Origin of the sequence: Labrys okinawensis (assembly GCF_047345005.1) — a bacterium.
Classification (GTDB): Bacteria; Pseudomonadota; Alphaproteobacteria; order Rhizobiales; family Labraceae; genus Labrys; species Labrys okinawensis.
Genome location: NZ_CP178864.1, coordinates 70,071 through 94,221 on the forward strand (window position 1 = coordinate 70,071; position 24,151 = coordinate 94,221).

Consider the following 24,151-nt stretch of genomic DNA (forward strand, 5'->3'; position numbering starts at 1 on the left):
CGGACATCGCGACATGCAAGCATGTCGCTGTGATGTCCGCGCACCCGGGAAAATCAGCCCAAATTCGACCGGCTCCCCTTCAGCACCTCTGGCATCAGCGGCCGGCTTACTCTCTCCCCGAAATGGCGACGCCTGCCCAGCACGAGCTCGACCAAGGCGCGCGTATAGAGTCCGGGGCCGCTCGAATAGATGCGCCAGCCGCCGTCCACCGCGATGGTCTGCGCCCGTACCCGGGTCCATTCGGCGCTGGCCGCATAGCGGTCGAGGAACGCGGCATCGGAAGAGGAGAAATAGGTGTTGCGCTGGCGCAGCGACGCATTGGGCAGGCGTCCGGTGACCGCGATCGGGTTGGCGAGCGCCAATTGCTCCCAGACCTTCTGCGCCTCGCCCTGCTTGGCCAGCGCCTCGCAATAGCGCAGATGCGCGTGCACATACATCAGGCCTATCTCTCGCCCGAAAAAGGAGGCGGATTCGGCGCGGCGGAACAGTTTCTCCGGGCCGCCGCTATAGGCCGCCGGGCGGTCCATCAGATGGGCGCCGTCCGGCAGCAGAAGATGCTCGCTGATCACGCCGAGGTGGTCGCGCGCCTGGTCCGATGTGAACAGTTCGCCGATGATCGGCTGCGTCATCGAGATCAGCGAGTAGGACAGGCCAGTGCGGGTGTCGGAGGGATGCAGCAGCAGCTCGACCCCATCATGGATAGACTCTCCATGTTGCGACGCATTTTCAGTGCCTGAAAATGCTTTGGGATCGAACAGGCCATAGCCCGCCACCACGCCGTCGCGGATGAGGTGGCGGTTGTAGTCGCTGCGCATCCTGGCCGCGAGGTCGGAAAGCTCGGCGCCGCGCGCCGCCTCGCCGCGGCGCTTGAGGATGGCGGAATAGCGTACGACCTGCTCGTAGAGCAGCGCCACCGTCCAGCTCGACACCATCCAGTCGCGCAAGTGCGGGTCGGCAGGCTGGAGGGAATCGTTCCAGTCGCCCTCGCCATAGCGCACCAGGCTGGTGTTCGGGATGAAGCTCGCCGTCACGGTTTCGAGCAGCTTCTCGACATGGGCGGCGAGCGTGGCCGTCTCGGCGGTGGGGGCGTTCTTGGCATCGCGCCAGGCGGCCGTCTCGTCGAGGATGGTGAGGTCGCCTGTGGCCTCGACATAGTCGCATAGCGCCTTGAGCGGCCAGACGATGACGTCGCCATGGCTGTCACCGGCGCGGATATAGGGGTAGGGGTCGAGCATGAACCACTGCGGCCAGTCGCCTTTGGCCTGCGACTGCTCGCCGAACAGGGTGAGCAGGATGTCCTTGACCTCGGCATCGTGCTCGAGCGCCAGCATCAGCTCGATCGGGCCCTGGCAGACGTCGCGCGTGCCCCAGGCGGCGCCGGTATATTGCTCGAGACCGTGTGGAACGGTGAGATGCATCATGGCGTCATGGGCGAGCCAGGGCAGCATCAGGTCCTGCGCCTCCACCACCGGGTCGGAGCCTTCCAGATGCAGGTCGCGGGTGAGATGGCTCCAGAACCGGCGGGCCGGCGCGAGCAGACTCTCGGCATCCGGGCCGGCGGCGAAACGTTGGGCGAGTGCCACGCCCTCTGCGGCGGATGTCATCGAGCCGGTGACGGCGAAGACGAGTTCCGTGGTCGGCGCCGTACGCAGGGCGATGAAGCCGCCGCCGTGGGCCGTGCCGTCCTCGTAGAGGAGTTCGTCGCCGCCGATGGCCTCCACGGCCGCTGGCGTCGAGGTGACGAGATGATAGGCCGCCTCGGGATAAGTCTGTCCCCACAGCCAGTCCCCGCCCGGGCGGAGCGTGATCTTCTTAGCCTCGGCGTCGATGTCGACCGTGCCGGTCTGCTCATAGTCGCGCTCACCCATCACGACATGGCCGAAGACGAGGAATCGGCAGGCGTGGCCTTCGACGCTGACGCGCCACTGCATGCCGGGCGCATCGCCGGCGGCGATGGCATGCACGGTGATGGTGCGGTCGGCGAGGCGGTAGATCCATTTCGCGTCATTGAGACCGATATCGAAAGCCGAGGGCACAGTCAGGAGCTGCCAGGGATGATCGCCGCCCTGGCCAAGGTCCACGAGCATGCGCAGCCCGCTCGCCTGGGTGAGGTTGTAGGGGTCGCGCGAGACCGAGAACAGCTTGTGGAAGGAGGTGTTGCCGATGGTGAGCTGGGCGGAGAACACGCCATGCATCCAGGCGGTGGAGCAGAGCGTGGACTCATCGAGTTTCATGCTCCCGCCGCTGCGCAACAGGGCGCCATGGCGGCGCGGCACCTGGCGTTCCTTGGCGGCGAGTACGATATGGCGGTTCTGCCCGCCCTCGGGCACGAAAAAGGAGAGCAGGGTTTCGCCCTGCCTTTCCTCGGCCTTGCGGGTTGGGTAGAGCCGACCGACCAGCGCTGCATCGAGCGCCTCGACGGCAAGAGGTTTTGCATCCTGCAGCAGGCTGCGCAAGGGCCTCGCGGCTGCCGGCAGCGAGACCGGCCCGATATCCTGGCGCAGAGAGGTAATATTACTTAGCCGGCTTAAGTCTGCGCCGCTCGATGCGTCGCGATGATCCGGTTCGAACCGCCCAAAGAAGATGATCTCGGCCGCACCCGACCCCGAGAGCGTCAGTGGCAGGGACTGGAGCCCGATGCAGCCGACCTCATGTTGCTGGCGGATATTGGGCAGATCCGTGCCGAATGCCTGCCGGATCGTGCCCGAGAAGCGGTAATCGGGGCCGAAGAGCTGCAGGGCGTCGGTGGCGAAACTCTTCACGCCCTGCAGGCAGCCATGCGCAACCCAGGGAAATTTACCTGCCTGGCCTAAATTTTGCCGGCTCATTATTACTGGACCGAACTGCCGATGATCTCCGATATGATGGTCGAGATATTGGGAGACATAGGCCTCGCTGTTCATCAGGAAGCCGCGCGGCCCAAGACCGATGTCCTGCACGAAGACGATATCGCAGGGCGTGTCGCCGTGGCCGGAAAGGGTGACATCCCAGAACCATGCGAGCTCGCTCGGGTGCAGGCAGAGGGTTACGCGGAAATCGATGCCGCCGGCCTGTCCCGCCCAGCCGGCGCTGCTCTCGCCTGCGACGAATTCCACCTTCGCCTCGGGCCCGACCAGCTCGGCCACGAAGGGTTTCTTGCCGCCGGCGCGCAGATAGATCCGCCCGATGCCGCCATGGATGGGCGAGCCGAGAACCTGGTTGATGGTCACCGGGGCCTTGGTGTCGCGATGCTCGATGGCGAAGACGGTGCCGTTGGCGGCAAAGCTCACCGTCAGCCCCGCCGTATTGGTGATCGACCGGAGCTTGAGATCCGCCTCGCGCGGGATGCTGAATTGACGCTTGCCGCCGTCGGCCATGTCTTCCTCCTTCGCGCCGGCGCCGTCGAATCGCGCCGGATGGTCCTGCCCCATTGGGTGCACACTCCGTTCGGAAAAAGCGTAACTGTCAATTGGCCTTGTCGACCGTCGGATCGGTTGTGGCCGGTTGCGGCCCGTCGCCGACGAAGGTCACCTGCACGCCCCGGCGCACCAGGGTGGCGAGGGTGAGCGCGTCCCAGTTGGTCAGGCGGATGCAGCCATGGGAGTAGCGCTTCGAAATGCGGCCGGGATCGGGCGTGCCGTGAATGCCGTAACCTTCGGCACTGAGGTCGATCCATGCCAACCCGACCGGATTGTTCGGCCCCGGCGCAATGGTGAAGGGATGTTTGGCCTTGACGCCCTTGAAGGCATATTTCGGATTGTAGGTGTAGTCCGGCCGAAGATTCACCCTTTCGATCTCAAGTGTGCCCGAGGGGGCCGGCTTGTCTTCGCTACCCACCGACGCAGGAAAGAAGTGGAGGAGCTTGCCGGTGGCGTCGAACGCCTTCAGCGTGAGCTTGTCCTTGTCGACCTCGAGCCGCGTCGCATCGCCCGGCTGCGGCGCGCGGCGGTTGGCCTTGACCCGGGCGAGGTCCGGCTGCACGACGGCGGCGACCGCAATGGTGTCGCCGGGCTTCTTGAAGCGCTCGCGCGGGTTCATCGCGCTGAGGAGTTCTGGGCTGATGTGGAATTTCTCGGCCAGTTCCTCCTGCACATTGCGATAGCCGAGCCGGCGCAGATGCGCCATGGCCTCGAACTTCACCGGGATACGCTTGGTGAAGGGACCGCGCAAATCCTGTCGGGTGACTTCGTAGTCCGTCACCACCGGCTCCTGCCCCGTGCCCGCCAGGCTGTCCCAACTCGCCTGGTCGAGTTCGCCCGTCGAGGGCAGGCCATGGTCCGCCTGGAAGGCAGCGAGCGCCTTGGCGAAATTGTCGCCGTGGCGGCCGTCGATCTCGCCAGGCGAATAGCCAGCACGGTCGAGCAGGATCTGCGCCTTGACGAGCGAGGCACGCGGGCCACGCGGCTTGCCGGCTAGATCGGCGGCGGAGAAGGTCGCGGCATTGATGCTCTGCGTATCGAGCTTGGCCGCAAGGGCGGATCCCGCGAGCAGGATCGGGATAAGGCTGGCGAAGATCGCAATCAGGCGCATGAACTGTCTCCCGGCGATTATGCCAAGACAAGTCGCTGACGGCCCGGGAGGTTCCCTGGTCCATGCGACCTGGCTCATTCACCGGACAAATCAGAACAGAACAGGACGGCCCAAGATGGCTGGAAATCGTGGTCGCCACGCTATAAGACCGCGCTGTTTCGAGAGAATGAAAGTTGCGCCATGACCGAATTGATTGACGGAAATGTCCACGCGGCCAATGTCCGCGCCCGCACCAAGGTTCGCGCGGAGGCGTTTGCCGCCGCCCATGGCCGCCAGCCGCGCCTCGATGTGGTGATCGTCGGCAACAACCCGGCCAGCCGCGCCTATGTGAACACCAAGGCCAAGATGGCGCATGAGACGGCCATCGACGGCCGCCTGATCGAACTGCCCGAGGCCATCGGCAAGGAAGAGCTGCTTGGCGTCATCAATGGCCTCAACGCCGATCCCGGTGTCGACGGCATCCTCGTGCAGCTCCCGCTGCCCGGCCATCTCGACGGCCAGATGATGATCGACGCCATCCATCCCGCCAAGGATGTCGACGGCTTCCACCCGATGAATGTCGGCAAGCTCTTCACATCGGCCAAGATCGATCCGGAGGCGATGCTGATCCCCTGCACGCCGCTGGGTTCCCTTATGATGCTGCTCGATACCGTGGGCAAGGCCGGCCTCTCCGGCAAGAACGCCGTGGTGGTCGGCCGCTCAAACATCGTCGGCAAGCCTATGGCCCAGCTCCTGCTCGCCAATGACTGCACGGTGACCATCGCACATTCGCGCACCAAGGACCTGCCGGCGGTATGCCGCGAGGCCGACATCCTCGTCGCCGCCGTGGGTCGTCCGGAGATGGTGAGGGGCGATTGGATCAAGGAAGGCGCCGTGGTCATCGATGTCGGCATCAACCGGGTGCCCACCGAGGACGGCAAGGGCCGCATCGTCGGCGACGTCGCCACCACGGAGGCGATGGGCAAGGCGTCCTACATTACCCCGGTGCCCGGAGGCGTGGGCAAGATGACTGTGGCCTGCCTGCTGCACAACACGGTCGTGGCCGCAGAGGCGCGGGCGAAGGGATAGGCGCGGCTCGGCCTTGCCATGCGGCGCCCAAAGTGAACCGAGGCAGAGCAATAGCTCTAAACCGGGAGAGCAGTCTCGGGCTCCTGTCATTCCCGGCCGAGCCGCTTTCGAGCAAGGCGAGAAAGGGCGAGGGGAAGGGAATCCAGGGGCACCCGTCGAGACCTTGGCCCCTGGATTCCCTTCCCGATGCCTTTGGCATCGCCGGGAATGACAGTGCCTCCTTCCTCCCGTGTTGAGCTTAAAGGATGACGCTGCGTTGCTTGCGGTCGACGCAGCGCCCGCCTACACTTCGATGATGTGAGCGGGGCGAAAGATCCGGCCTACCGAGGTCCCGGGATCAACCTAGCCCGAGAAGCTCGCGTCACGATGCGGGCCATCCTATGGTGTGTGCCGGTTGCGGTTTCGAACTCGCGCCAGGCTTTGCGTTCTGCCCGCGCTGCGGGCGGCGGCAGGCCAACGGCAGCGCCGTGCCGGAAGCCGCCGGTGCACCCCCCGATTCGACCGCTCCGCCGCACGAGGAGCGCGAGGCGGACCGGCGGCAGGTCACGGTGCTCTTCGCCGACGTCACCGGGTTCACCACCCTGGCCGAACGGGTCGATCCCGAGGAGCTGCGCGGCTTTCAGACCGCCTTGTTCGAGATCCTGGCGCAGGCGGTCGCGCGCCATGACGGCTTCGTCGAGAAATTCATCGGGGATGCCGTGCTGGCGGTGTTCGGCGCTCCCCTTGCCCATGAGGACGATCCCGAGCGTGCGCTCAACGCGGCACTGGACATGGTCGCTGCCCTCACGCGGCTCAATGAGCAATGGGCCGTCCGCCTCGGGCAGACGATAGGCCTTCATATCGGTGTCCATACCGGACCCGTGGTGGCCGGGCATCTCGGACGGACCTCCACGGCCGCCTATGCCGTGACCGGCGACACCGTGAATACCACCGCACGCCTGCTTGCCGAGGCCTCGGGCGTCATCCTCGTCTCCGAGGCGACGGGGGCCCTGACGCGACACCGCTTCACCTTCGGACCGGCGCGCGCGCTGTCGCTGAGGGGCAAGGTGGAACCCGTCCTGGCCTACCCCCTTACGGGCCTGCTGGCCGCTCCGGCCTCAGGCCGCGGACTGGCGGCCCATGGGCTCGCAAGCCCGATGACCGGGCGCGCCGGCGAGCTGGCGCAGCTGACGGCCGCCTTCGACCGGATGCGGACGGGCCGCTCCCAAGTCGTCGATCTCGCCGGCGAGGCGGGGTCGGGCAAATCACGCCTGATCGCGGAATTCCTGGCGGCGCTGGAGGCGCGGGGCGGGCTTGCCGGCGGCGCCGTCCGCCACGCTTCGTGCTCGTCGCGGGGTGAACCGACCTATGGCGTGTTCGGCACCTTGTTCCGGGAGGGCTATCAGGTGCGTCCCGATGACTCGCTTGAGGCGGCACGGACCAAGCTCGCTGTGGGGCTGCGGTCGCTTGGGGCGGAGGCCGAGACGGCGGACGCGATCGCGCCGATGCTTAGTTACATGCTGGGCTTGGAAGATTCCGAGCGGCCCGAACTCGCGCCCGAACAGCTTAAACGCCAGATCGCGCTCGCCGCACGCCTGCTGATCGAGCGACGGCTCGACCAGGGCCACCTCCTCTTCATCGTCGACGATATCCATTGGGCGGATGCAGCCTCGGTATCGCTCCTGTGCGATGTCGCCGACCAACTCTCCGATCGCTGCTTCATGCTGGTGCTGTCGCGTCGTCCCGAGGGACGTGTGCCGCCCGCTTTGCGTGCGGAACGGTCGACCATCCGCCTCGCACCCCTTTCACAGGAAGACACGCGGGCCATCGTCACCAGTTTGTTCGGCGAAGTCGCGGATGATGGCGGCCAAGCGATCGGACAAGCGAGGAGTCAAGACCTGGGGCAGGAGATCGGCAGCTTCATCGCCGCCCGGTCCGGAGGCAACCCGTTGTTCGTGGAGGAGATTGTCCGCAGTCTCGTGAGCCGGGGCGTGCTGGTGCGCCATGGCAATCGATGGATGCGCGCGGCGCCACTCGATGCACGGGAGGTTCCCGCTACCCTGCAAGGCCTGCTCCTGTCGCGGGTCGACGCGCTGCCCGCCGAGGTGCGGCGGCTGCTCCAGGAGGCGGCCGTGCTGGGCGTGACGGGAGGGCTCGCGCTCCTGCGTGATATCGCAACGGATGGGCGTGCCGTCGAGGGCAGGCTGCAACAGCTCATCGAGGCGGACCTTCTCCGCCCGGCCGATCCTGGCGAGGAAGATGATTGCTATCGCTTCCGGCATGCGCTCGTGCATGAGGCGGTCTATCAGAACCTGCTGCTTGCCCGCAGGACCGAACTGCATGAGCGGGCTGGCCGCGCGCTCGAACGCGCCGTGGGCGAACATCCCGAAAGGCTGAGCGATCTCGAAGCCCTGGGACACCATTGGAGCCTGAGCGCCGACAAGACGAGGGGCGCGCGCTACCTGATGGCGGCCGGCGATTGGGCTCGCGGGCTCTATGCCAATGAGGACGCCATCAGGCATTACGAGCGTGCCTTGAGCACCTTGCAGGGCAACCCGGCCTGCGAAGGCGACATCCGCTCCATCCGCGAGAGGATGGCCGATCTTCTGGCGCTGGCCGAACGGCGCACCGAGGCGGCGGTTCACTACGAGGCGGTACTGCGGGATTTCGAAGCCAGCATGGATCATGCCGGTGCTGCCCGCCTCTACCGCAAGAGCGGCTGTCTGCATTGGGAGTCGGGCGAGCGTGAAGAGGCTGCGGCCTGTTTCGCCCGGGGCCTCGCCCTGCTCGGAGATGAGGGCTACTGGCTGGAACGCGCGGAACTGCTCGAGGAAACCGGCCGGCTCGCCTTTCGCGCCGGTGACAATGCCGGAGCGATTGCCTGGGCGGAGCGGGCCCTGGCCGAGGCGGATCGCGACAACGGCACTGGCGCGGAGCCGGAGCGCCTTCGCGAACTCGCCGCCACGCGCGCCCATGCCTACAACACGATCGGCGTGGCGCTTGCCCGCAGCGGCCGGCCGTCCGACGCGGTCGACCATATCGAGCAGAGCGTCAGGCTGGCGGAGGAGCATGCCCTGCTGCAGGCCGCCTGCCGCGGCTATACGAATCTCGGTGTCCTCTACTCCTCGCTCAACCCGCAGCGGAGCATCGGCACCTGTCTGCGGGGGCTGGAGACGGCCAAGAAAGTGGGCGATCTCGGCTTCCAGTCCCGTATCTACGCCAATCTCGCCGTGTCCTACTGCGCTTTGACCGACCGTTGCGAAGACGAAGGCGTCGAGGCGGCGCAGAGAGCTGCCGATCTCGATCGTCGGCTTGGGCTCTTCGATCATCTGGCTGCCCCGCTCATCATACTCGGCCAGATCTATCAATGCCGGGGCGACCACGCGCTCGCTTTGGCGTCCTACGAGGAAGCGCTCCATCTGGCCGAGGAGATGGGCGAACCGCAATTCCTCTTTCCTTGCTATGACGGTCTCGGCACGCTTCATCTGGACGCTGGGAACCGGGCCTCGGCGGAGCTATACTTGGCCAAATCCGACGAGGTCTGCCAACGCGCCGGGCTCCAGCCCGATGCGCTGATGGTTCTGCCGTTTCTATGTTGACCCGGGGGCTACTTGAGCAAAAGAGCATTCGCGCAGGAGCGGATTTCCAGCTTGGCTCGTCGGTCCTTACTGAATTTTGCGTTTCTTGTTGGTCTGGTCTGAAAATGAAATGTTCCAGGAGGGTGCCGCATGAACGAGATGCCATTGCAATCACCAGTATCGTCGGGCGAACGCGCCCCGGATTTCAGGCTTCCCGTCCTTGACGGAAACGGGACCGTGTCGCTCTCCGACTATCGCGGCAGGAGTTCGCTGTTTCTGGCGCTGTTCGTGGGGCTGTGGTGCCCATTCTGCCGTCGGGCGCTGGCCCAATTGGCGACCGCCAGCCCCCAGCTCGAAGCGCTCGGGGTCGAGACGCTCGGCATCGTCGCCACCGAGCTCGAGAATGCCCGCCTCTATTTCAAGTTTCGCCCGAGCCGGTTTCGCATCGCCACCGATCCGGCGCTTTCCATCCATCGCGCCTATGGCGTACCCAAGCCGGTCCCGACGCCCGATCTGATGCAGGCTCTGTCGACGCTGCGCGTCAATCCGACCGGCGAACTGCCCGAACCCCTGCCAATCATGGAGGCCACCGCGACCCTCGCCAAGCTCGATGGCTATGTCGAGAACGAGACCGATCGCGGCGACGTCGAGCGCCAATGGCCTCAGCTCAAGGGACAGTTCCTGATCGACCGGGACGGCATCGTGCGCTGGACCCATATCGAATGCGAGGAAGGCTTGGATGGCATAGGTAAATTCCCGGCCGCCTCCGAGATCGTGGCCGCAATCCGGACAACGATCGGCGGCGAGGGTACACGGCTGCAATGATTGGCCGGCCCTTCGCCGAGCATAGTTGTCAGGACCGCGCGGTGATCGTCATCCCGGCTCTCCGGCCGGAATGATGCGCGTCGCGCCTCGATTGAAAACGGCCATCCCCCAAATTGCCGGCGCCGTCACGGCGCGCCCCTCGACAAAGCGCCCGCTTCCCGCTACCCGATTCCGGCTTTGCTTTTACCGAAATCGTTTCAGCGAGGGATTCCATGCATTTCGTGATCCAGTGTGAAGACATACCCAATGGGCTCGAACTGCGCATGGCGACGCGGCCGGCGCATATGGACTACCTGAAGGCCCAAGACGCCCATGTCCTTGCGGCCGGCCCCTTCCTCAACGACCAGGACCAGATGGTCGGCTCTCTCCTGATCGTCGACTTCCCTTCCGAGGCCGAGGCTCGGGTCTTTGCCGAAAACGATCCTTATGCGAAGGCCGGCCTGTTCGCCGCCGCCTCGGTCCGTCGCTGGCGCTGGGGCGTGAAGCCGCCGGCCGCCGTCTGACCCCAATTCCATAAGGAGAGGCCGCCATGCGCCACTGGCTGATCAAGTCCGAACCCGAGGTCTGGAGCTGGGACAGTCAGGTCGCGGCCGGCGCCAAGGGCACGCCCTGGGACGGGGTGCGCAACCATGCCGCCAAGCTCAACCTGATGGCGATGAAGAAGGGCGACCAAGCCTTCTTCTACCACTCCAATGAGGGCAAGGCGGTAGTGGGCGTGGCCGAGGTGGTGCGGGAGGCCTATCCCGACCCGGCCACCCCTGGCGAGCCCTGGGTGCTGGTCGACTTCAAGGCGGTGAAGCCATTCCCCAAGCCGGTGACCCTGGTCGCCATCAAGGCGGAGCCCAAGCTCGCCGAAATGGCGCTGGTGAAGCTCTCGAGGCTCTCGGTACAGCCCGTGACGGAGGCGGAGTGGACGCTGGTGTGCGAGATGGGCGGGTATAAGGGGTAGGAGAAAGCGCTAGAATCTCCCCTTGAAAATATTCCATATAAGGAATACTAATCCATAAATGGCATGGCCAGTCGAGTACACAGATGAGTTTGGAGAATGGTGGGATAACCTTACCAGCTCGGAACGGATCAGCGTTGTGGCCCATGTCGGCAAGTTGGAACAACGCGGACCCAATCTGCCATTTCCCTATTCGAGTGGCATCGAAAGTTCGCGTCATCCTCATATGCGGGAACTGCGTGTGCAGAGCAGTGGCAAACCGTTGCGTATCTTTTATGCCTTTGATCCGCGCCGTATGGCTATCTTGCTGATCGGAGGAGACAAAACCGGCGACAAGCGCTTTTACCCGCGTATGGTCTCAATCGCCGACGATCTTTACGACGAGCATCTGCGCGAACTCGAAAGGCAACATGAAGATGGCTGGTAGACATTCATTTGCAACACTGCGCGCCCGGATGTCGCCCGAAGCACAGGCCGAGGCCGAAGCGTTGGCCGCTCAGCTCGATGAGGAAATGGATCTTGCGGAAGTGCGGCGGGCGCTGAAGCTCTCGCAGGATGAAATCGCCCAGACGCTGCAGGTCGGGCAAGGCTCTATTGCCAAGTTGGAGAAGCGCACTGACATGTATGTCAGCACGTTGCGCCGCTTTATCGAAGCCATGGGTGGTGAGCTTGAGATCGTGGCTCGATTCCCTGATCATGCTGTGAAGATTACAAACTTCGCTGATCTCTCGGAAAGAGAGCGCGTGTAGCCTTCACGCCTGATTTCAGCCGATTATCAGTTTTCCTTCAGGACTTTGCATGTCACGTCGGTAATCCTGCAAGCGAGACCTTCTTCTTGCGTGGGGCGATAATGATGCGTGTTGCTTCGGCGGTACTGCTCATGGCGCTCGCCTTGCCTGCCACGCAGGCGGGCGAGGCACATCATCGCATCGGCGAGGTCGATGCCAGGCGCATGAGCGATGCCGAGTATGAAGCAATTCTCGAGACGGCCCGGCGCAATGGCTGGAGCTATCCGGCTGCGCAGGTTGAGAGCGGCCACAAGCGGCATTTCCAGGAATTCCGCATGCGCCTGATGAACCGCGGCTATGAGATCGTGTCGGATGGGACGGTGATTTGAGGACAGGCGAATGGGGGGCGGGTCTTCAGGCCCGGCTCTTGTTGGCGCTGGCCTCACCGAAAGAGCCGGGTCTGAAGACCCGCCCCCGCCTCACTGCACCACGGCCGTGCCGATATGTTTCAGTTTGTCGGGATTGCGCGTCACATAGATGCCCACGATCTCGCCATCCCGGATATCCAGCGCCGTGGTCTGCAGCGTGCCGTCCCGTTCCACCGTCACGAAGCCCGGCAGGCCGTTGATGAAGCCGTAGCGCACCAGCTTCGACATGCTTTCTGCGAAGAATCGGGAAAGGCCAGCCTGCAGCCTCATCACTTCCTGGATGCCTGTGATGATCTTCAGAGACGCCGGCTTCTTGCCGCCGCCGTCGGAATAGACGGCGACATCGGCCGCGAGCAGCGATTGCAGCCGGGTCATGTCGCCGCCACGCGAGGCGGCGAAGAAGGCGTGGGCGATTTCGAGGCCCTTTTCCCGGGGCATGTCGAAGCGCGGACGCGAGCCGCGCACATGGCTGCGGGCCCGGCTGGCGAGTTGCCGGCAGGTGGCGGGCTCGCGGCCGATGGTTTCGCCGATTTCCTCGAAGCCAAGGCCGAACACGTCATGAAGCAGGAAGGCGGCGCGCTCCAGCGGCGTGAGCCGTTCGAGCGCCAGCAGCAGGGGCAGTGTGACGTCCTCCACCTCGTCCTCGGTTTCGAGCACCGGTTCTGGCAGCCAGGGGCCGATATAGGTCTCGCGCCGGTGTCGGGCCGATTTGAGCTGGTCGAGACAGAGCCGCGTCACCACGCGAGTGAGGAAGGCCGCCGGCTCGCGCACTGCCTCGCGGTCGACGGCGAGCCAGCGCAGGAAAGCGTCCTGCACCACGTCCTCGGCATCCGCCACCGATCCGAGCATGCGATAGGCGATGCGGATGAGACGCGGCCGCACGGCATCGAAGCTTTCGGCCGCTCCGGTTGCGGGAGCGCTGGCCATCACGCGACAGCCTTGGTGTGCACGGAGTGCACGGTCTTGAAGCCGACATTGATGCGGTTCCAGCCATTGATCGCCACGATCAGCATGGTGAGCTTCACCAGTTCCTCCTCGCTGAATTCGGCCCTCGCTATCTCATAGGCCGCATCGGGTGCGCGGGTAGCGGCCACCAGCGTCAGGGCTTCGGTCCATTCGAGGGCGGCACGCTCGCGCTCACTATAGAGCGGTGATTCGCGCCAGGCATCGAGCAGATAGAGCCGCTGCTCGTTCTCGCCGTGCTTGCGGGCGCTGAGCGCGTGCATGTGCAGGCAATAGGCACAGCCATTGATCTGCGAGGCACGCATTTCGACGAGCTCCATCAGGCTGGATTCGAGGCCTTCGATACCTGTGGAGAAATCGAGCCACTGCTTCATCAGGGTGGGGGCGGCGGTGAAGGCGTTGAGGCGGGCTTTCATGGTGCGGTCCTTTCTCGCTTGGGGTTACGCAGCCATGACGAGAGGGGACACCACCGTGTGACATGGGGGCGAAGAATTTTTTGACGGCATGAGTGAACCGCCGGCGCGGCCAATCCCCAGCCTTCGTGCTGGACGATTTCATCCAAATCGCGCTAGCCTCGCCGCAGCCTGAATTTTTGAGCCGGAGACGCCATGGGGCCTGTGCCGCCCTTCGATCCCCTGAGGAAGGCGGCGACGCTGGCCTGCTGGCGCGGCAAGGTCGAGCCGCAGCCGCTCGGTGGGGGCATCACAAACACTAATTTCACCGTGATTGACGGCGCCGACAAATATGTCGTGCGTATCGGCGACGACATTCCCCTCCACCAGATCAGCCGCAGCAACGAGTTCGCTGCCAGCAAGGCCGCCTTCGCCGCTGGCATCTCGCCGGAGGTCGTGCACAGCCAGCCGGGCGCGCTGGTGCTGCGCTTCGTCGAGGGCCGCACCTTCACGCCCGAGGACATCCGGGACCCGCGCAACCACGCGGCCCTGATCGATCTCATCCGGCGCTGTCATACCGAGATGCCCCGCCACTTCCGCGGACCGGCGGCGATCTTCTGGGTGTTCCAGGTGGTGCGCGACTATGCCCATACGCTGCGGGAGGGCGCGAGCCGGCACCTGCCTATGCTGCCGCGCCTGCTGGCTGAAAGCGAGCAATTGGAAGCGGCCGTCTGCCCCGTCGATATCGTGTTTGGGCACAATGATCTGCTTGCCGCCAATTTCCTCGACGACGGCAAGAGGCTCTGGCTGGTGGACTGGGACTATGCCGGCTTCAACTCGCCTTTGTTCGATCTCGGCGGTCTTGCTTCCAATTCTGAAGTGGAGGCGCCAGCCCGGGAAAAGCTGGCGGAGGCCTATTTCGACCGGCCGATGACGGAGGAGCTGCGCCAGCGCCTCGCGGCCATGACGGCTGCCTCGCTGCTGCGCGAGACGACCTGGAGCATGGTGTCCGAGATCCATTCGACGCTTGATTTCGACTATGCCGGCTACACGGCCGAGAATCTGCGACGCTACGAGGCGGCGTATGCAGCGTGGCGTGGGCTGTGATGGCGTCCCTCGCCCCTCGCCGAGCAAGACGCGACTCGCCTTCCCCACGAAGCTGGGGAAGGTGGCCCGACGAAGTCGGGTCGGATGGGGTGCGGTCCGCTAGGATGACATGTCCGAACAAAGCGCCGCCGCTTTCTCGCAGCCTTGTCCTGCAACGCCGAGTTCGTCGGACCACACCCCCTCCGTCATTGCTTCGCAATGCCACCTCCCCCAGCTTCGTGGGGGAGGCGAGACGCGACACATCCATATAGGATCTCCCCATGTCCGACCTTCCATCCTCCGTCAAAATCCTGATCATCGGTGGCGGCATCGTCGGCTGCTCCACGGCCTATCACCTGGCCAAGATGGGCCTGTCGGACGTTCTTGTACTGGAACGCGGCAAGCTCACTTCGGGCTCCACCTGGCATGCCGCCGGACTGGTCGGGCAGCTCAGGACCAATGCCAACATCACCCAGCTTCTCGGCTATTCCGTTGCCCTCTATGACAGGCTTGAACAGGAGACCGGCCTTGCCACCGGCTGGAAACGCAATGGCGGCCTGCGCCTCGCCTGCAACCAGGAGCGCTGGACCGAGGTGAAGCGCCAGGCCACCACCGCCACCTCCTTCGGCCTTGAGATGCAACTCCTCACGCCGAAGGAGGCGCAGGACCTCTGGCCGCTGATGCAGGTGGACGATGTCGTCGGCGCCGCCTTCCTGCCGACGGACGGGCAGGCTTCGCCCTCCGACATCGCCCAGTCGCTGGCCAGGGGCGCACGCAATGGGGGTGTCACGTTCCGCGAGGGCGTTACGGTCACTGGCATCGAGGTCGAGGGTGGCGTTGCCAGTGCCGTGCTCACGGATCAGGGTCGCATCGAGGCCGGGAGGATCGTCATCTGCGCCGGGCAGTGGTCGCGCGAGATCGGGGCGATGGCTGGGGTCAACATCCCCCTCGTCTCGATGCAGCATCAATACCTGATCACCGAGCGTATCGAGGGCGTCTCCTCGAACCTGCCGACGCTTCGCGATCCCGACCGCCTGACCTACTGGAAGGAGGAGGTCGGCGGACTGGTGATGGGCGGCTACGAGCCCAATCCCAAGCCTTGGGCCCATGCGAAGGCAACGGAAGAATTCGAGTTCCAGCTGCTTGAGAACGATCTCGACCATTTCGAGCCTTTGATGGAACTCGCCATCGGCCGCGTGCCCGCAATGGAGAGCGCCGGCATCAAGCAGTTCATCAACGGCCCCGAAAGTTTCACGCCGGATGGCAATTTCATCCTCGGCGCCGCGCCGGAGGTGAAGGGCATCTATGTCGGTTGCGGCTTCAACGCCTTCGGCATCGCCTCGGGGGGCGGCGCCGGCATGGCGCTGGCCGAATGGGTGGCGAGGGGTGAACCGCCCTATGACCTTTGGGCCGTCGACATCCGCCGCTTCGGCAACAACACGCTCGACACTTCCTGGGTGCGTCAGCGCACGATGGAGGCCTACGCCAAACACTACACCATGGCCTGGCCCTTCGAGGAATATCTATCCGGCCGTCCCCTGCGCCGTTCGCCGCTCTATGACCGGCTGAAGGCGCAAGGCGCGGTGTTCGGCGACAAGCTCGGCTGGGAGCGGCCGAACTGGTTCGCCGGCCCCGGCGAGGAGGCGAAGGACATCTACAGCTATGGCCGCCAGAACTGGTTCGAGGCGGTGGGGCGCGAACACCGGGCCTGCCGCGAAGCTGCTGTCGTCTTCGACCAGACCTCCTTCGCGAAATTCTCGGTGACGGGCCGCGACGCCGAGGCCGCCCTCTCCTGGATCTGCGCCAATGACGTGGCCAAGCCGGTGGGCAGCCTGGTCTACACGCAGATGCTCAACCGCAGGGGTGGCATCGAAGCCGATCTCACCGTGGCTCGGGCCGGGCCGGATTATTATTATATCGTCACCGGTACGGGCTTTGCCACCCACGATCGCGATTGGATCGCGCGCAACATAGCTGAAGGGCTCGATGCGCGCCTTACCGACATGACGTCGAAAAACGCCGTGCTGGTGCTGATGGGGCCTGAAGCACGCGAGATCCTGGCGCGGCTGACGGAGGACGACATTTCGAACAGCGGCTTTCCGTTCGGCACCTGCCGCTTCATCGACATAGCCGGCGCCCGCGTCTTCGCCATGCGTGTGACCTATGTCGGCGAGCTCGGGTGGGAGTTGCATATTCCGGTGGAATTCGCCGCCACGGTCTACGACGCGCTGATGGGGGCGGGCGCGCCGCTCGGCCTGGTCAATGCCGGCTATCGCGCCATCGAGTCACTCCGCCTCGAAAAGGGCTACCGCGCCTGGGGCGGCGAGATCGGACCCGACCATTCGCCCCTTATGGCCGGGCTGGGCTGGGCGGCGAAATTGAAGAAGAATATTCCCTTCCTCGGCCGCGAGGCGCTGGTCGAGCAGGCCGGCAAGCCGCTGCCGCGCTTATTGGCCGGCTTCACGGTCGATGATCCCGCCGTGATCCTGCTCGGCCGCGAGACGATCTATCGCAATGGCAAGCGCTGTGGCTGGCTCGCCTCGGCGGGCTTCGGCTACACGGTCGGCAAGAACATCGGCTACGGCTATGTGCGCGATCCGGCGGGCGTCGACCGGGACTACGTGCTCTCCGGCAGCTACGAGCTGGAAGTGGCGACGGAGCGGGTGAAGGCGCAGGTGTTCCTGGAGGCGCTCTATGATCCCAGGATGGAGCGGATCAAGGCGTGAGCAGTCCCGACGCTCACATGCCGTTCGTGTTCAGGCCGTTCCGCGCACATAGACGGTATCGATGCCCTTTATCCGCGCTAGGTCGCTTGCTGCCTTCACGGCATCGCCAAGGACATGAAACGGCCCGAGCGGATCGGAGGGAAGGTTGTCGTCGGCATAGGCGGCGCTGTTGACCACCCAGACGGGGCCGTCTTCCTCGATCAGGAGCCAGCTGCCACGCGTAGGCGGATACTCGCCCTCATGAAGCTCTCGAACATCGGTCATCACTATCACTCCCGAAACGGCTTTTCTCGGGAGGGAACATTGTAGGGGCCGGTAAAGTTTCCTGCACAGGCTCCGTGTGTCCTGGGCGGAAGCATTGTGTCGAGGCGGTAGGCGATGAGCTCGATGTCCGACGAGAAGGCTCGATTCCCCATTGGAACGATTGTCGTTCTGGCGACCGGTTCCGAAGCAACCAAGCCCCCGTTCTTTCGGCCGGGCGATGATCTGATCATGGAATCCGCGACGAGCGGAAAGACCTCCTGCCGTATCACCACCATCTCGCCGGAGATGATCGAAGTCACGAGCGCGACGACGCGTTACAGCCTGACGCCGACAGCGGCGACACTGGCCGAGGGTGGCATCTCGACCTATGAGGGCGGCTGGATCGTGCGGTCGCTAGCGGAGTCTTAAGCATCCGCATCGTCAAAGGGGGGCTTCAGTCCCGGCTCTTCTCGGAGCGCGGCGTGACAGGCGGGTCTGAAGATCGCCCCGGCTCACACCGGCGGCGGATTCAATCGCGCGAAGGCTTCCTGGCGGCGATAGGGGAAATAGGGATAGGCCGCCTCCGTTGCGCTCGCCTTGTCGAGCCTTTCCATCTGGTCCCGCGAGAGCGACCACCCCACTGCACCCAGGTTCTGCCTGAGCTGTTCCTCGTTGCGGGCGCCGATGATCACCGAGGACACGGTGGGCCGCTGCAGCAGCCAGTTGATGGCGAGCTGGGGCACGCTGCGGCTCGTCTCGGTGGCGATGGCCTCGAGCGTGTCGATGACGCGGTAGAGCCGCTCCTCGTCGACCGGCGGGCCGAAATCGGCGGTCTGGTGCAGGCGGCTGCCTTCGGGCAGAGGCTGGCCGCGCTTGAGCTTGCCGGTGAGGCGGCCCCAGCCGAGCGGGCTCCAGACGAGGGCGCCCAGGCCCTGGTCGAGGCCGAGCGGCATCAGCTCCCACTCATAGTCGCGGCCGAGCAGGGAATAATAGGCCTGGTTGGCGACATAGCGCGGATAGCCTTGGCTTTCGGCGGCGGCCAGCGACTTCATGATTTGCCAGCCGGAGAAGTTGGAGACACCGACATAGCGCAGCTTTCCGTCGCGGATGAGGCCGTCGAGCGTCGCCAGCACCTCCTCCACCGGCGTGCCGGCGTCGAAGGCGTGCAGTTGCAGGAGGTCGATGTAATCAGTGCCGAGACGGCGCAAAGCCTCGTCCACCGCGCGCAACAGGCGTGAGCGCGAGGTGCCCCAATCGTCCGGACCGTCGCCCATCGGGAGGCCTGTCTTGGTGGAGATCAGCACCCGGTCACGCCGGCCCTTGATGGCCTCGCCCAGCACCTGTTCGGAGGCGCCGTTCGAATAGACATCGGCGGTGTCGAACAGGTTGAGTCCGGCGTCGAGGCAGATGTCGACAAGCCGGCGTGCCTCCCGGGCATCCGTGGTGCCCCAAGCCCCGAACAGGGGACCGGAGCCGCCGAAAGTGCCGGCTCCAAAGGAGAGGGCGGAGGCCTTGAGTCCGGAAAGGCCGATGCGGCGATATTCCATGGTGCGGGTCCTTGAAGTTATGGGAGTTACACTTGAGGAGAGGCTCGCGTCGCGCGTCTTGCTCTAAGCCGGATGCCCGGCCGGCACCGGGCGGCGGTCGAGGGCGCCACTCCACAGGGTCAGGCCAAGGGCGGCGCCAACCAGCACGGCGCCGACCAGCGGCGTCATGCCGAGACCAAGAGGCGAGGCCACCACCAGGCCACCGATCCAGGCGCCGAGTGCGATGCCGAGATTGAAGGCGGCGATGTTGAGGGCCGAGGCGACATCGACGGCGGCCGGGCGATGAAGCCTGGCGAGCTGGACCACGTAGAGCTGCAGGCCGGGCACGTTGGCGAAGGAAAGGAAGCCGAGCGCCGCCAGCGTCACCAGCGTCCATGCGGGCGAGACGGCCGTGACGGTGAAGACCGCCAGCACCAGGGCCTGCAGGGCGAAGAGCCCGGTCAACGCCTTCACCGGATTGCCATCGGCGATGCGCCCGCCGGCCAGGTTGCCCACCGCGATGGCGGCACCATAGAGTACCAGGATCAGGCTGACGCTGCCGGTCGCAAAGCCGGTGATCTCCTGCAGGATCGAGGCAAGATATGTGAAGGCCACGAAGGTGCCGCCATAGCCGAGTGCCGTCATGGCGAAGACGAGGAGCAGGCGGCCGCTGCCGAGTACGCGGACCTGCTCGACCAGGCGGGCCGGCGGCGCCTTGGGCAGATGTGTGGGCAGCAGCAAGGCGACGGCGGCGAAGGCAATCACGCCAAGGCTCGCGACGCCCCAGAAGGTGGCTCGCCAGCCGAAGCTCTGGCCTATGAAGGTGCCAAGCGGCACGCCAGTGACGATGGCGACGGTCAGGCCCATGAACATCAGGGCGATGGCCGAGGCCCGGCGATTGGGCGCCACCAGGTCGGCAGCGATGGTGGCGCCGACGGAGAAGAACACACCATGGGCAAAGGCCGAGAGCACACGCGCCACCAGCAACGTGCCATAGCTGGGGCTGAGCGCGGCTGCCGTATTGCCGACGATGAAGAGTGCCATCAGGCCGAGCAGCAGGCTCTTGCGGTCAAGTCGGCCGGTGAGTGCAGTAATCACCGGTGCGCCGAAGGTAACGCCGAGCGCATAGACGCTGACGATGAGGCCGGCGAGCGGCAGGGTGATCTGAAGATCATGGGCCACGGTCGGCAGGAGGCCGACGATGACGAATTCGGTGGTGCCGATCGCATAAGCGGCGATCGTGAGAGCGATGAGCGCAATGGGCATGGGAGGGATCCCGGCTTGTTTGAGACTGTCGGGAGCCAATATCGTCAGTCCGCATTCCCTTGATAATCGGGTATAATAGACGAATGGTTTTGAATTGAATTCAAGGATGGAGCGGCGATGGACAATCGGGTGGGCGAGATGGAGGTGTTCGTTGCCGCTGCCGAGCTGCGCAGCTTCTCCGCCGCGGGACGCAAGCTGCATCTTTCGCCCTCGGCGGTGAGCAAGCTCGTCACCCGCATCGAGGACAGGCTCGGCACCCGCCTGCTCGTGCGCACCACCCGCGCCTTGCAGCTCACGCCGGAGGGCGACACCTATCTTGCCCGGGCGCAGGCGATCCTCGCCGATATCGCCGAGACCGAGCGCATGATCTCCTCGGGCGGCGAAGTGGTGCCGACGGGACGGCTGCGAGTGAGCGCCTCGGTCGGCTTCGGCTCGCGCTGCGTCGTGCCACTGCTGCCCGATTTCCTCGCGCGCTATCCGAGGGTTCAGCTCGATTTTTCGCTGACGGACGAGGTGATCGATCTCGTTGAGCAGCGCGCCGACATCGCGCTGCGCTCAGGTCCCCTGCGTGATTCCAGCCTGAAGGCACGCAAGATCCTGGAGAGCCGGCGCGTAATCACCGCTTCGCCCGCCTATGTCGAGCGCCATGGCCTGCCCCGCACGCCCGAGGAGCTGGAGCGGCACAACTGCCTGCTCTTCAACTTCCGCCGCGGGTTGGACACCTGGCCTTTCCGCGATCCGCAGACAGGGGAGCTGCGGCGCATCGGCGTGAACGGCAACCTCCAGGCCAATAACGGCCCGACCATGCGCCAGCTCTGCCTCGACGGCCTCGGCCTGGTGCGCCTCGGTCGCTTTCACGTCCAGCCCGACCTCGACGCCGGCCGCATGGTGGCGCTGCTGGAGGACTACAATGCCAACGATATCGAGTTGATCCACGCGGTATTCGTCGGGCACGACCACCTGGCGGCGCGCATCAGGGCGTTCGTGGATTTCCTGGTGGAGAGGCTTGGGCGGGAGGCGGGGCGGTGAAGCTTGATGAACGGATGTGATCTACATAGGTTCATACCAACACACCGAGAGAAGCGGCTATGGCCGCCCCGATCGTGCACATTTCGGATGAAGCGGAGGACTGGCAACTCGTGGAGATCGAGGCGGCCCTTGCGGAAGCTGACCAGGCCGACTTTGCCAGCGAGGCCGAAATAGATGCCGTCATCGCCAGATATGTGCGGCCCGAGCAGGAATGATAGGCCGCCGTTCTATGCTGCCGTCGGGAGCGGTTTAATTGCTTCGAGCTCTTGTGCCAATGCCTCGCGTTGAACTTCCAGGTCGTATTTGGCTTGCATATTCAGGAACCAGCGCGGGTCGACATTGAACAGCTTGCCGAGGCGCAGGGCGATGCTGGTCGAAATGCCCTGCTTGCCGCGGCAGATATCGTTGATGCGGCTGCGGGGAACGTGGAGGGCTTTGGCAACGGCATAGATGGACAGACCCATCGGTTCCAGGAACTCCTCCTGGAGGATCGTGCCGGGATGCGGCATCGGGATCTCGCGGGCCATGGCTCTTTCCTCAGTGGTAATCGACGAACTCGACCTCATAGGCGTCACCGCCGCGCCAGACGAAGCAGATGCGCCATTGATCGTTCACTCGGATCGAATATTGGCCGGCACGGTCATGTTTCAACGCCTCCAAACGGTTGCCGGGCGGAACTTTCAGATCTTCAACCCGGGTCACGGTATCGATCAGGAAGAGCTTGCTGACAGCTCGTTTGGCGACATCCGCAGGAATTCCCTTTGGCACCTTGCCATAATGGAGAGCTTCGGTCTTGGCGTCCTTGAACGACCGGATCATCGCGAAAGCGTACTAGTCCATGGTACGAAATGCAAGTGGAAGCGTACAAGTATCTTATACGAAAATGGGTGATCCGGCGAGAGGCACGCGATAGCAGAATGGTCAAGCAGGATAAGGCGTCGCCCCCCCGCTGGGGAGGGAGGGCGTTCTATCCTACTGGGATGGCGCTCTATGCCACCCTGCTGGCCTGTACCGGCTCGGTCTGCAGGTAGCTCTCCAGGCTGTCATCCAGCGCATCGACCCATTTGGTGTGGTGCTCGGGCGCCATGGTGCCAGTCATCAGCGAGCGATAGCCATGGTCGCGGAAGCCCATGATGTTCTGCGACTTGTGGTGCTCCCACTCCATGAACGTCTTGTTGGTGGCCTCGATATCGAACTGCGGATAGTCCGTCTCGGCCAGCAGTTCCTTCACATAGTCGCCCTGGAACCAGATCATCTGCTCGGCGTCCTCGAGCGTCTCCTCGCGGGCGCGCCAGGCGTCGAAATTGGCCTTCAGCTCGGCTTCCGGCGGCAGCTTGATGCGGTCCATCATCACGTCGCGCGCCCACCAGGCCTGCACGTCGAACATGTTGAAGGTGTAGAACTGGTCCTGCATGCCGATATAGAAGAGCTGCGGATTCCTGTCGAAGATCACGCCCTTGTAGAGGCTGTCGGCCCACATGCGGTTGGCGGTCTTCAGGCGCAGCTCGTCCGGCAGGAAGGGGAAATGGTGCTGATAGCCGGTGCACAGGATCAGCGCATCGACTTCCTTGCTCGACCCGTCGGCGAAATAGGCCGTGTTCTTGTCGAGCCGCTGCAGGAGCGGGCGTTCCTCGAAATTGGCGGGCCAGTTGAAGCCCATCGGCTTGGAGCGGTAGCTCGTGGTCACCGACTTGGCGCCATATTTCCAGCATTGCGAACCGATGTCCTCGGCCGAATAGGAACGCCCGACGATGAGGATGTCCTTGCCCTTGAACTCCATCGCGTCGCGGAAGTCATGGGCATGCAGCACGCGGCCGTTGAAGGTCTTCACGCCCTCGAAATAGGGCACGTTGGGCGTGGAGAAGTGGCCTGACGCCACCACGACGTAGTCGAATTCCTCGTCATACATGCGGTCGTTCGGGCGGTCGTGCGCTGTGACCGTGAACTTTCTGGTCTTCTCGTCGAAGCGCACCATGCGCACCGGGGTGGAGAAGCGCACCCATTTGCGCACATCGGCCTTCTCGACGCGGCCCTTGATATAGTCCCACAGCACGGCGCGTGGCGGGTAGGAGGCGATCGGCTTGCCGAAATGCTCCTCGAAGGTGTAGTCGGCGAATTCCAGACACTCCTTGGGGCCATTCGACCAGAGATATCGATACATGCTGCCGTGAACGGGTTCGCCATATTCGTCGAGTCCCGTGCGCCAGGTGTAGTTCCACAGGCCGCCCCAGTCGGACTGCTTCTCGAAGCAGACCACTTCCGGGATCTCCGCGCCCTTCCTCGCGGCAGACTGGAACGCCCGAAGCTGGGCGAGACCCGAAGGTCCTGCACCGATCACGGCTACTCTCGTCATATGTTATTTCCCTCTGCCGACGGCATTCGAATGGATGGTCTGGTGTTTTTGCCGCGTCACTGGCATTGTGGGCTGCCCGTGGCGCGATCATGCCTGAAGATCGCCCCGGCTGTTACAAGGGCTTTCCTGCAGATAATATTTATTTCCTGACTATAATCGCGCTCGCGGCTATGGCAAGGCGGCTACGCGTTTTTTGGGCGGGGCTGCGTCAAGCCCGTAGGTTCAAGGCAGGGGCTGGCCGGGCGCAGCCTGCGCTACGGCGCTTGATCCACGCTGCCGATTTTGCGATTCTGCCGCCATGTCCGATCCTGACCCAGACAATCCACCCCATGCCGCACCGGGCAAAGTGCTCAGCGAGGCCGCCCGGCGCGCCCTGCTGGAGGCGGCGGAGCGCCGCAAGGCCGAAAAGCCCGAGGCGCGTCCGCGGGAAATCAACGGCCGCGACGGGCCGGAGCCCGTACGCTATGGCGACTGGGAAGTGAAGGGCATCGCCTCCGATTTCTGAC

General features: G+C 64.5%; 24 protein-coding genes. 14 read left to right on the forward strand and 10 right to left on the reverse strand.

What is annotated here, in order from left to right:
* Window positions 1-53: 53 nt before the first annotated feature.
* Window positions 54-3,356: a GH36-type glycosyl hydrolase domain-containing protein gene (locus ACMDCR_RS00345; protein WP_413993788.1), complete on the reverse strand. Its 3,303-nt coding sequence runs from the start codon at window positions 3,354-3,356 to the stop codon at window positions 54-56.
* Window positions 3,357-3,444: 88 nt separating this feature from the next.
* A complete protein-coding gene (locus ACMDCR_RS00350) occupies window positions 3,445-4,509 on the reverse strand; it encodes a L,D-transpeptidase family protein (RefSeq protein WP_413990644.1) in 1,065 nt (354 codons plus the stop codon).
* Window positions 4,510-4,689: 180 nt separating this feature from the next.
* On the opposite strand from ACMDCR_RS00350, the gene ACMDCR_RS00355 reads away from it, so the two are divergent.
* The 8 genes from ACMDCR_RS00355 to ACMDCR_RS00390 all read left to right on the forward strand — a co-directional run bounded on the left by ACMDCR_RS00355 (window position 4,690) and on the right by ACMDCR_RS00390 (window position 12,022).
* Window positions 4,690-5,577, forward strand: a complete 888-nt coding sequence (locus ACMDCR_RS00355; RefSeq protein WP_413990645.1) for a bifunctional 5,10-methylenetetrahydrofolate dehydrogenase/5,10-methenyltetrahydrofolate cyclohydrolase — start codon at window positions 4,690-4,692, stop codon at window positions 5,575-5,577.
* Window positions 5,578-5,957: 380 nt separating this feature from the next.
* Window positions 5,958-9,155, forward strand: coding sequence for an adenylate/guanylate cyclase domain-containing protein (locus ACMDCR_RS00360; RefSeq protein ID WP_413990646.1), 3,198 nt, complete (start codon window positions 5,958-5,960; stop codon window positions 9,153-9,155).
* Window positions 9,156-9,284: 129 nt separating this feature from the next.
* Window positions 9,285-9,959 carry a peroxiredoxin-like family protein gene (locus ACMDCR_RS00365; RefSeq protein WP_413990647.1) on the forward strand — a complete coding sequence of 225 codons (675 nt, stop codon included), beginning with the start codon at window positions 9,285-9,287 and terminating at the stop codon, window positions 9,957-9,959.
* 212 nt (window positions 9,960-10,171) lie between these two features.
* Window positions 10,172-10,462 (forward strand): YciI family protein, encoded by a 291-nt coding sequence (locus tag ACMDCR_RS00370; protein ID WP_413990648.1) that lies wholly within the window; start codon window positions 10,172-10,174, stop codon window positions 10,460-10,462.
* 26 nt (window positions 10,463-10,488) lie between these two features.
* Window positions 10,489-10,908 carry an EVE domain-containing protein gene (locus tag ACMDCR_RS00375; RefSeq protein ID WP_413990649.1) on the forward strand — a complete coding sequence of 140 codons (420 nt, stop codon included), beginning with the start codon at window positions 10,489-10,491 and terminating at the stop codon, window positions 10,906-10,908.
* 58 nt (window positions 10,909-10,966) lie between these two features.
* A complete protein-coding gene (locus ACMDCR_RS00380; protein ID WP_413990650.1) occupies window positions 10,967-11,332 on the forward strand; it encodes a type II toxin-antitoxin system RelE/ParE family toxin in 366 nt (121 codons plus the stop codon).
* Window positions 11,316-11,654 carry an XRE family transcriptional regulator gene (locus tag ACMDCR_RS00385; RefSeq protein ID WP_413990651.1) on the forward strand — a complete coding sequence of 113 codons (339 nt, stop codon included), beginning with the start codon at window positions 11,316-11,318 and terminating at the stop codon, window positions 11,652-11,654. The genes ACMDCR_RS00380 and ACMDCR_RS00385 overlap by 17 nt, the downstream gene beginning before the upstream one ends.
* Window positions 11,655-11,755: 101 nt before the next feature.
* Window positions 11,756-12,022 (forward strand): hypothetical protein, encoded by a 267-nt coding sequence (locus ACMDCR_RS00390; RefSeq protein WP_413990652.1) that lies wholly within the window; start codon window positions 11,756-11,758, stop codon window positions 12,020-12,022.
* A gap of 90 nt (window positions 12,023-12,112) precedes the next feature.
* Here ACMDCR_RS00390 and ACMDCR_RS00395 read toward each other — a convergent pair whose 3' ends face one another.
* Window positions 12,113-12,988 carry a sigma-70 family RNA polymerase sigma factor gene (locus tag ACMDCR_RS00395; protein ID WP_413990653.1) on the reverse strand — a complete coding sequence of 292 codons (876 nt, stop codon included), beginning with the start codon at window positions 12,986-12,988 and terminating at the stop codon, window positions 12,113-12,115.
* Complete coding sequence (locus ACMDCR_RS00400) at window positions 12,988-13,440, reverse strand: carboxymuconolactone decarboxylase family protein (RefSeq protein ID WP_413990654.1); 453 nt, start codon at window positions 13,438-13,440, stop codon at window positions 12,988-12,990. Before ACMDCR_RS00400 ends, ACMDCR_RS00395 begins: the two co-directional genes overlap by 1 nt.
* 192 nt (window positions 13,441-13,632) lie before the next feature.
* On the opposite strand from ACMDCR_RS00400, the gene ACMDCR_RS00405 reads away from it, so the two are divergent.
* Both ACMDCR_RS00405 and ACMDCR_RS00410 read left to right on the forward strand, forming a co-directional pair.
* Complete coding sequence (locus ACMDCR_RS00405) at window positions 13,633-14,523, forward strand: phosphotransferase (protein ID WP_413990655.1); 891 nt, start codon at window positions 13,633-13,635, stop codon at window positions 14,521-14,523.
* A 260-nt stretch (window positions 14,524-14,783) separates the two neighbouring features.
* The gene (locus ACMDCR_RS00410; protein ID WP_413990656.1) at window positions 14,784-17,228 is read left to right on the forward strand and encodes a GcvT family protein; all 2,445 of its coding nucleotides are present in this window, start codon (window positions 14,784-14,786) and stop codon (window positions 17,226-17,228) included.
* Between the two features lie 30 nt (window positions 17,229-17,258).
* Here the strand turns inward: ACMDCR_RS00410 and ACMDCR_RS00415 are convergent, their stop codons facing one another.
* Entirely contained in the window at window positions 17,259-17,492 is a 234-nt protein-coding gene (locus ACMDCR_RS00415; RefSeq protein WP_413990657.1) for a hypothetical protein, read from the reverse strand.
* Between the two features lie 114 nt (window positions 17,493-17,606).
* On the opposite strand from ACMDCR_RS00415, the gene ACMDCR_RS00420 reads away from it, so the two are divergent.
* Window positions 17,607-17,900: a hypothetical protein gene (locus tag ACMDCR_RS00420; protein ID WP_413990658.1), complete on the forward strand. Its 294-nt coding sequence runs from the start codon at window positions 17,607-17,609 to the stop codon at window positions 17,898-17,900.
* Between the two features lie 83 nt (window positions 17,901-17,983).
* Here ACMDCR_RS00420 and ACMDCR_RS00425 read toward each other — a convergent pair whose 3' ends face one another.
* Both ACMDCR_RS00425 and ACMDCR_RS00430 read right to left on the reverse strand, forming a co-directional pair.
* Complete coding sequence (locus tag ACMDCR_RS00425) at window positions 17,984-19,018, reverse strand: aldo/keto reductase (protein WP_413990659.1); 1,035 nt, start codon at window positions 19,016-19,018, stop codon at window positions 17,984-17,986.
* Between the two features lie 63 nt (window positions 19,019-19,081).
* The gene (locus ACMDCR_RS00430) at window positions 19,082-20,263 is read right to left on the reverse strand and encodes an MFS transporter (RefSeq protein ID WP_413990660.1); all 1,182 of its coding nucleotides are present in this window, start codon (window positions 20,261-20,263) and stop codon (window positions 19,082-19,084) included.
* A 117-nt stretch (window positions 20,264-20,380) separates the two neighbouring features.
* Between ACMDCR_RS00430 and ACMDCR_RS00435 the strand changes: the two genes are divergently transcribed.
* Window positions 20,381-21,292, forward strand: coding sequence for a LysR family transcriptional regulator (locus ACMDCR_RS00435; protein WP_413990661.1), 912 nt, complete (start codon window positions 20,381-20,383; stop codon window positions 21,290-21,292).
* A gap of 59 nt (window positions 21,293-21,351) precedes the next feature.
* A complete protein-coding gene (locus tag ACMDCR_RS00440; RefSeq protein ID WP_413990662.1) occupies window positions 21,352-21,507 on the forward strand; it encodes a hypothetical protein in 156 nt (51 codons plus the stop codon).
* A 12-nt stretch (window positions 21,508-21,519) separates the two neighbouring features.
* Here the strand turns inward: ACMDCR_RS00440 and ACMDCR_RS00445 are convergent, their stop codons facing one another.
* From ACMDCR_RS00445 to ACMDCR_RS00455, 3 genes are all read right to left on the reverse strand, one after another.
* Window positions 21,520-21,819 carry a HigA family addiction module antitoxin gene (locus tag ACMDCR_RS00445; RefSeq protein WP_413990663.1) on the reverse strand — a complete coding sequence of 100 codons (300 nt, stop codon included), beginning with the start codon at window positions 21,817-21,819 and terminating at the stop codon, window positions 21,520-21,522.
* A gap of 10 nt (window positions 21,820-21,829) precedes the next feature.
* Window positions 21,830-22,111, reverse strand: coding sequence for a type II toxin-antitoxin system RelE/ParE family toxin (locus tag ACMDCR_RS00450; RefSeq protein WP_413990664.1), 282 nt, complete (start codon window positions 22,109-22,111; stop codon window positions 21,830-21,832).
* A gap of 169 nt (window positions 22,112-22,280) precedes the next feature.
* On the reverse strand, window positions 22,281-23,645 hold the full coding sequence (locus tag ACMDCR_RS00455) for an NAD(P)-binding domain-containing protein (RefSeq protein WP_413990665.1): 1,365 nt from the start codon (window positions 23,643-23,645) through the stop codon (window positions 22,281-22,283).
* Window positions 23,646-23,943: 298 nt separating this feature from the next.
* Between ACMDCR_RS00455 and ACMDCR_RS00460 the strand changes: the two genes are divergently transcribed.
* Window positions 23,944-24,150, forward strand: coding sequence for a DUF1674 domain-containing protein (locus ACMDCR_RS00460; RefSeq protein ID WP_413990666.1), 207 nt, complete (start codon window positions 23,944-23,946; stop codon window positions 24,148-24,150).
* The last annotated feature ends 1 nt before the right edge of the window (window position 24,151 follow it).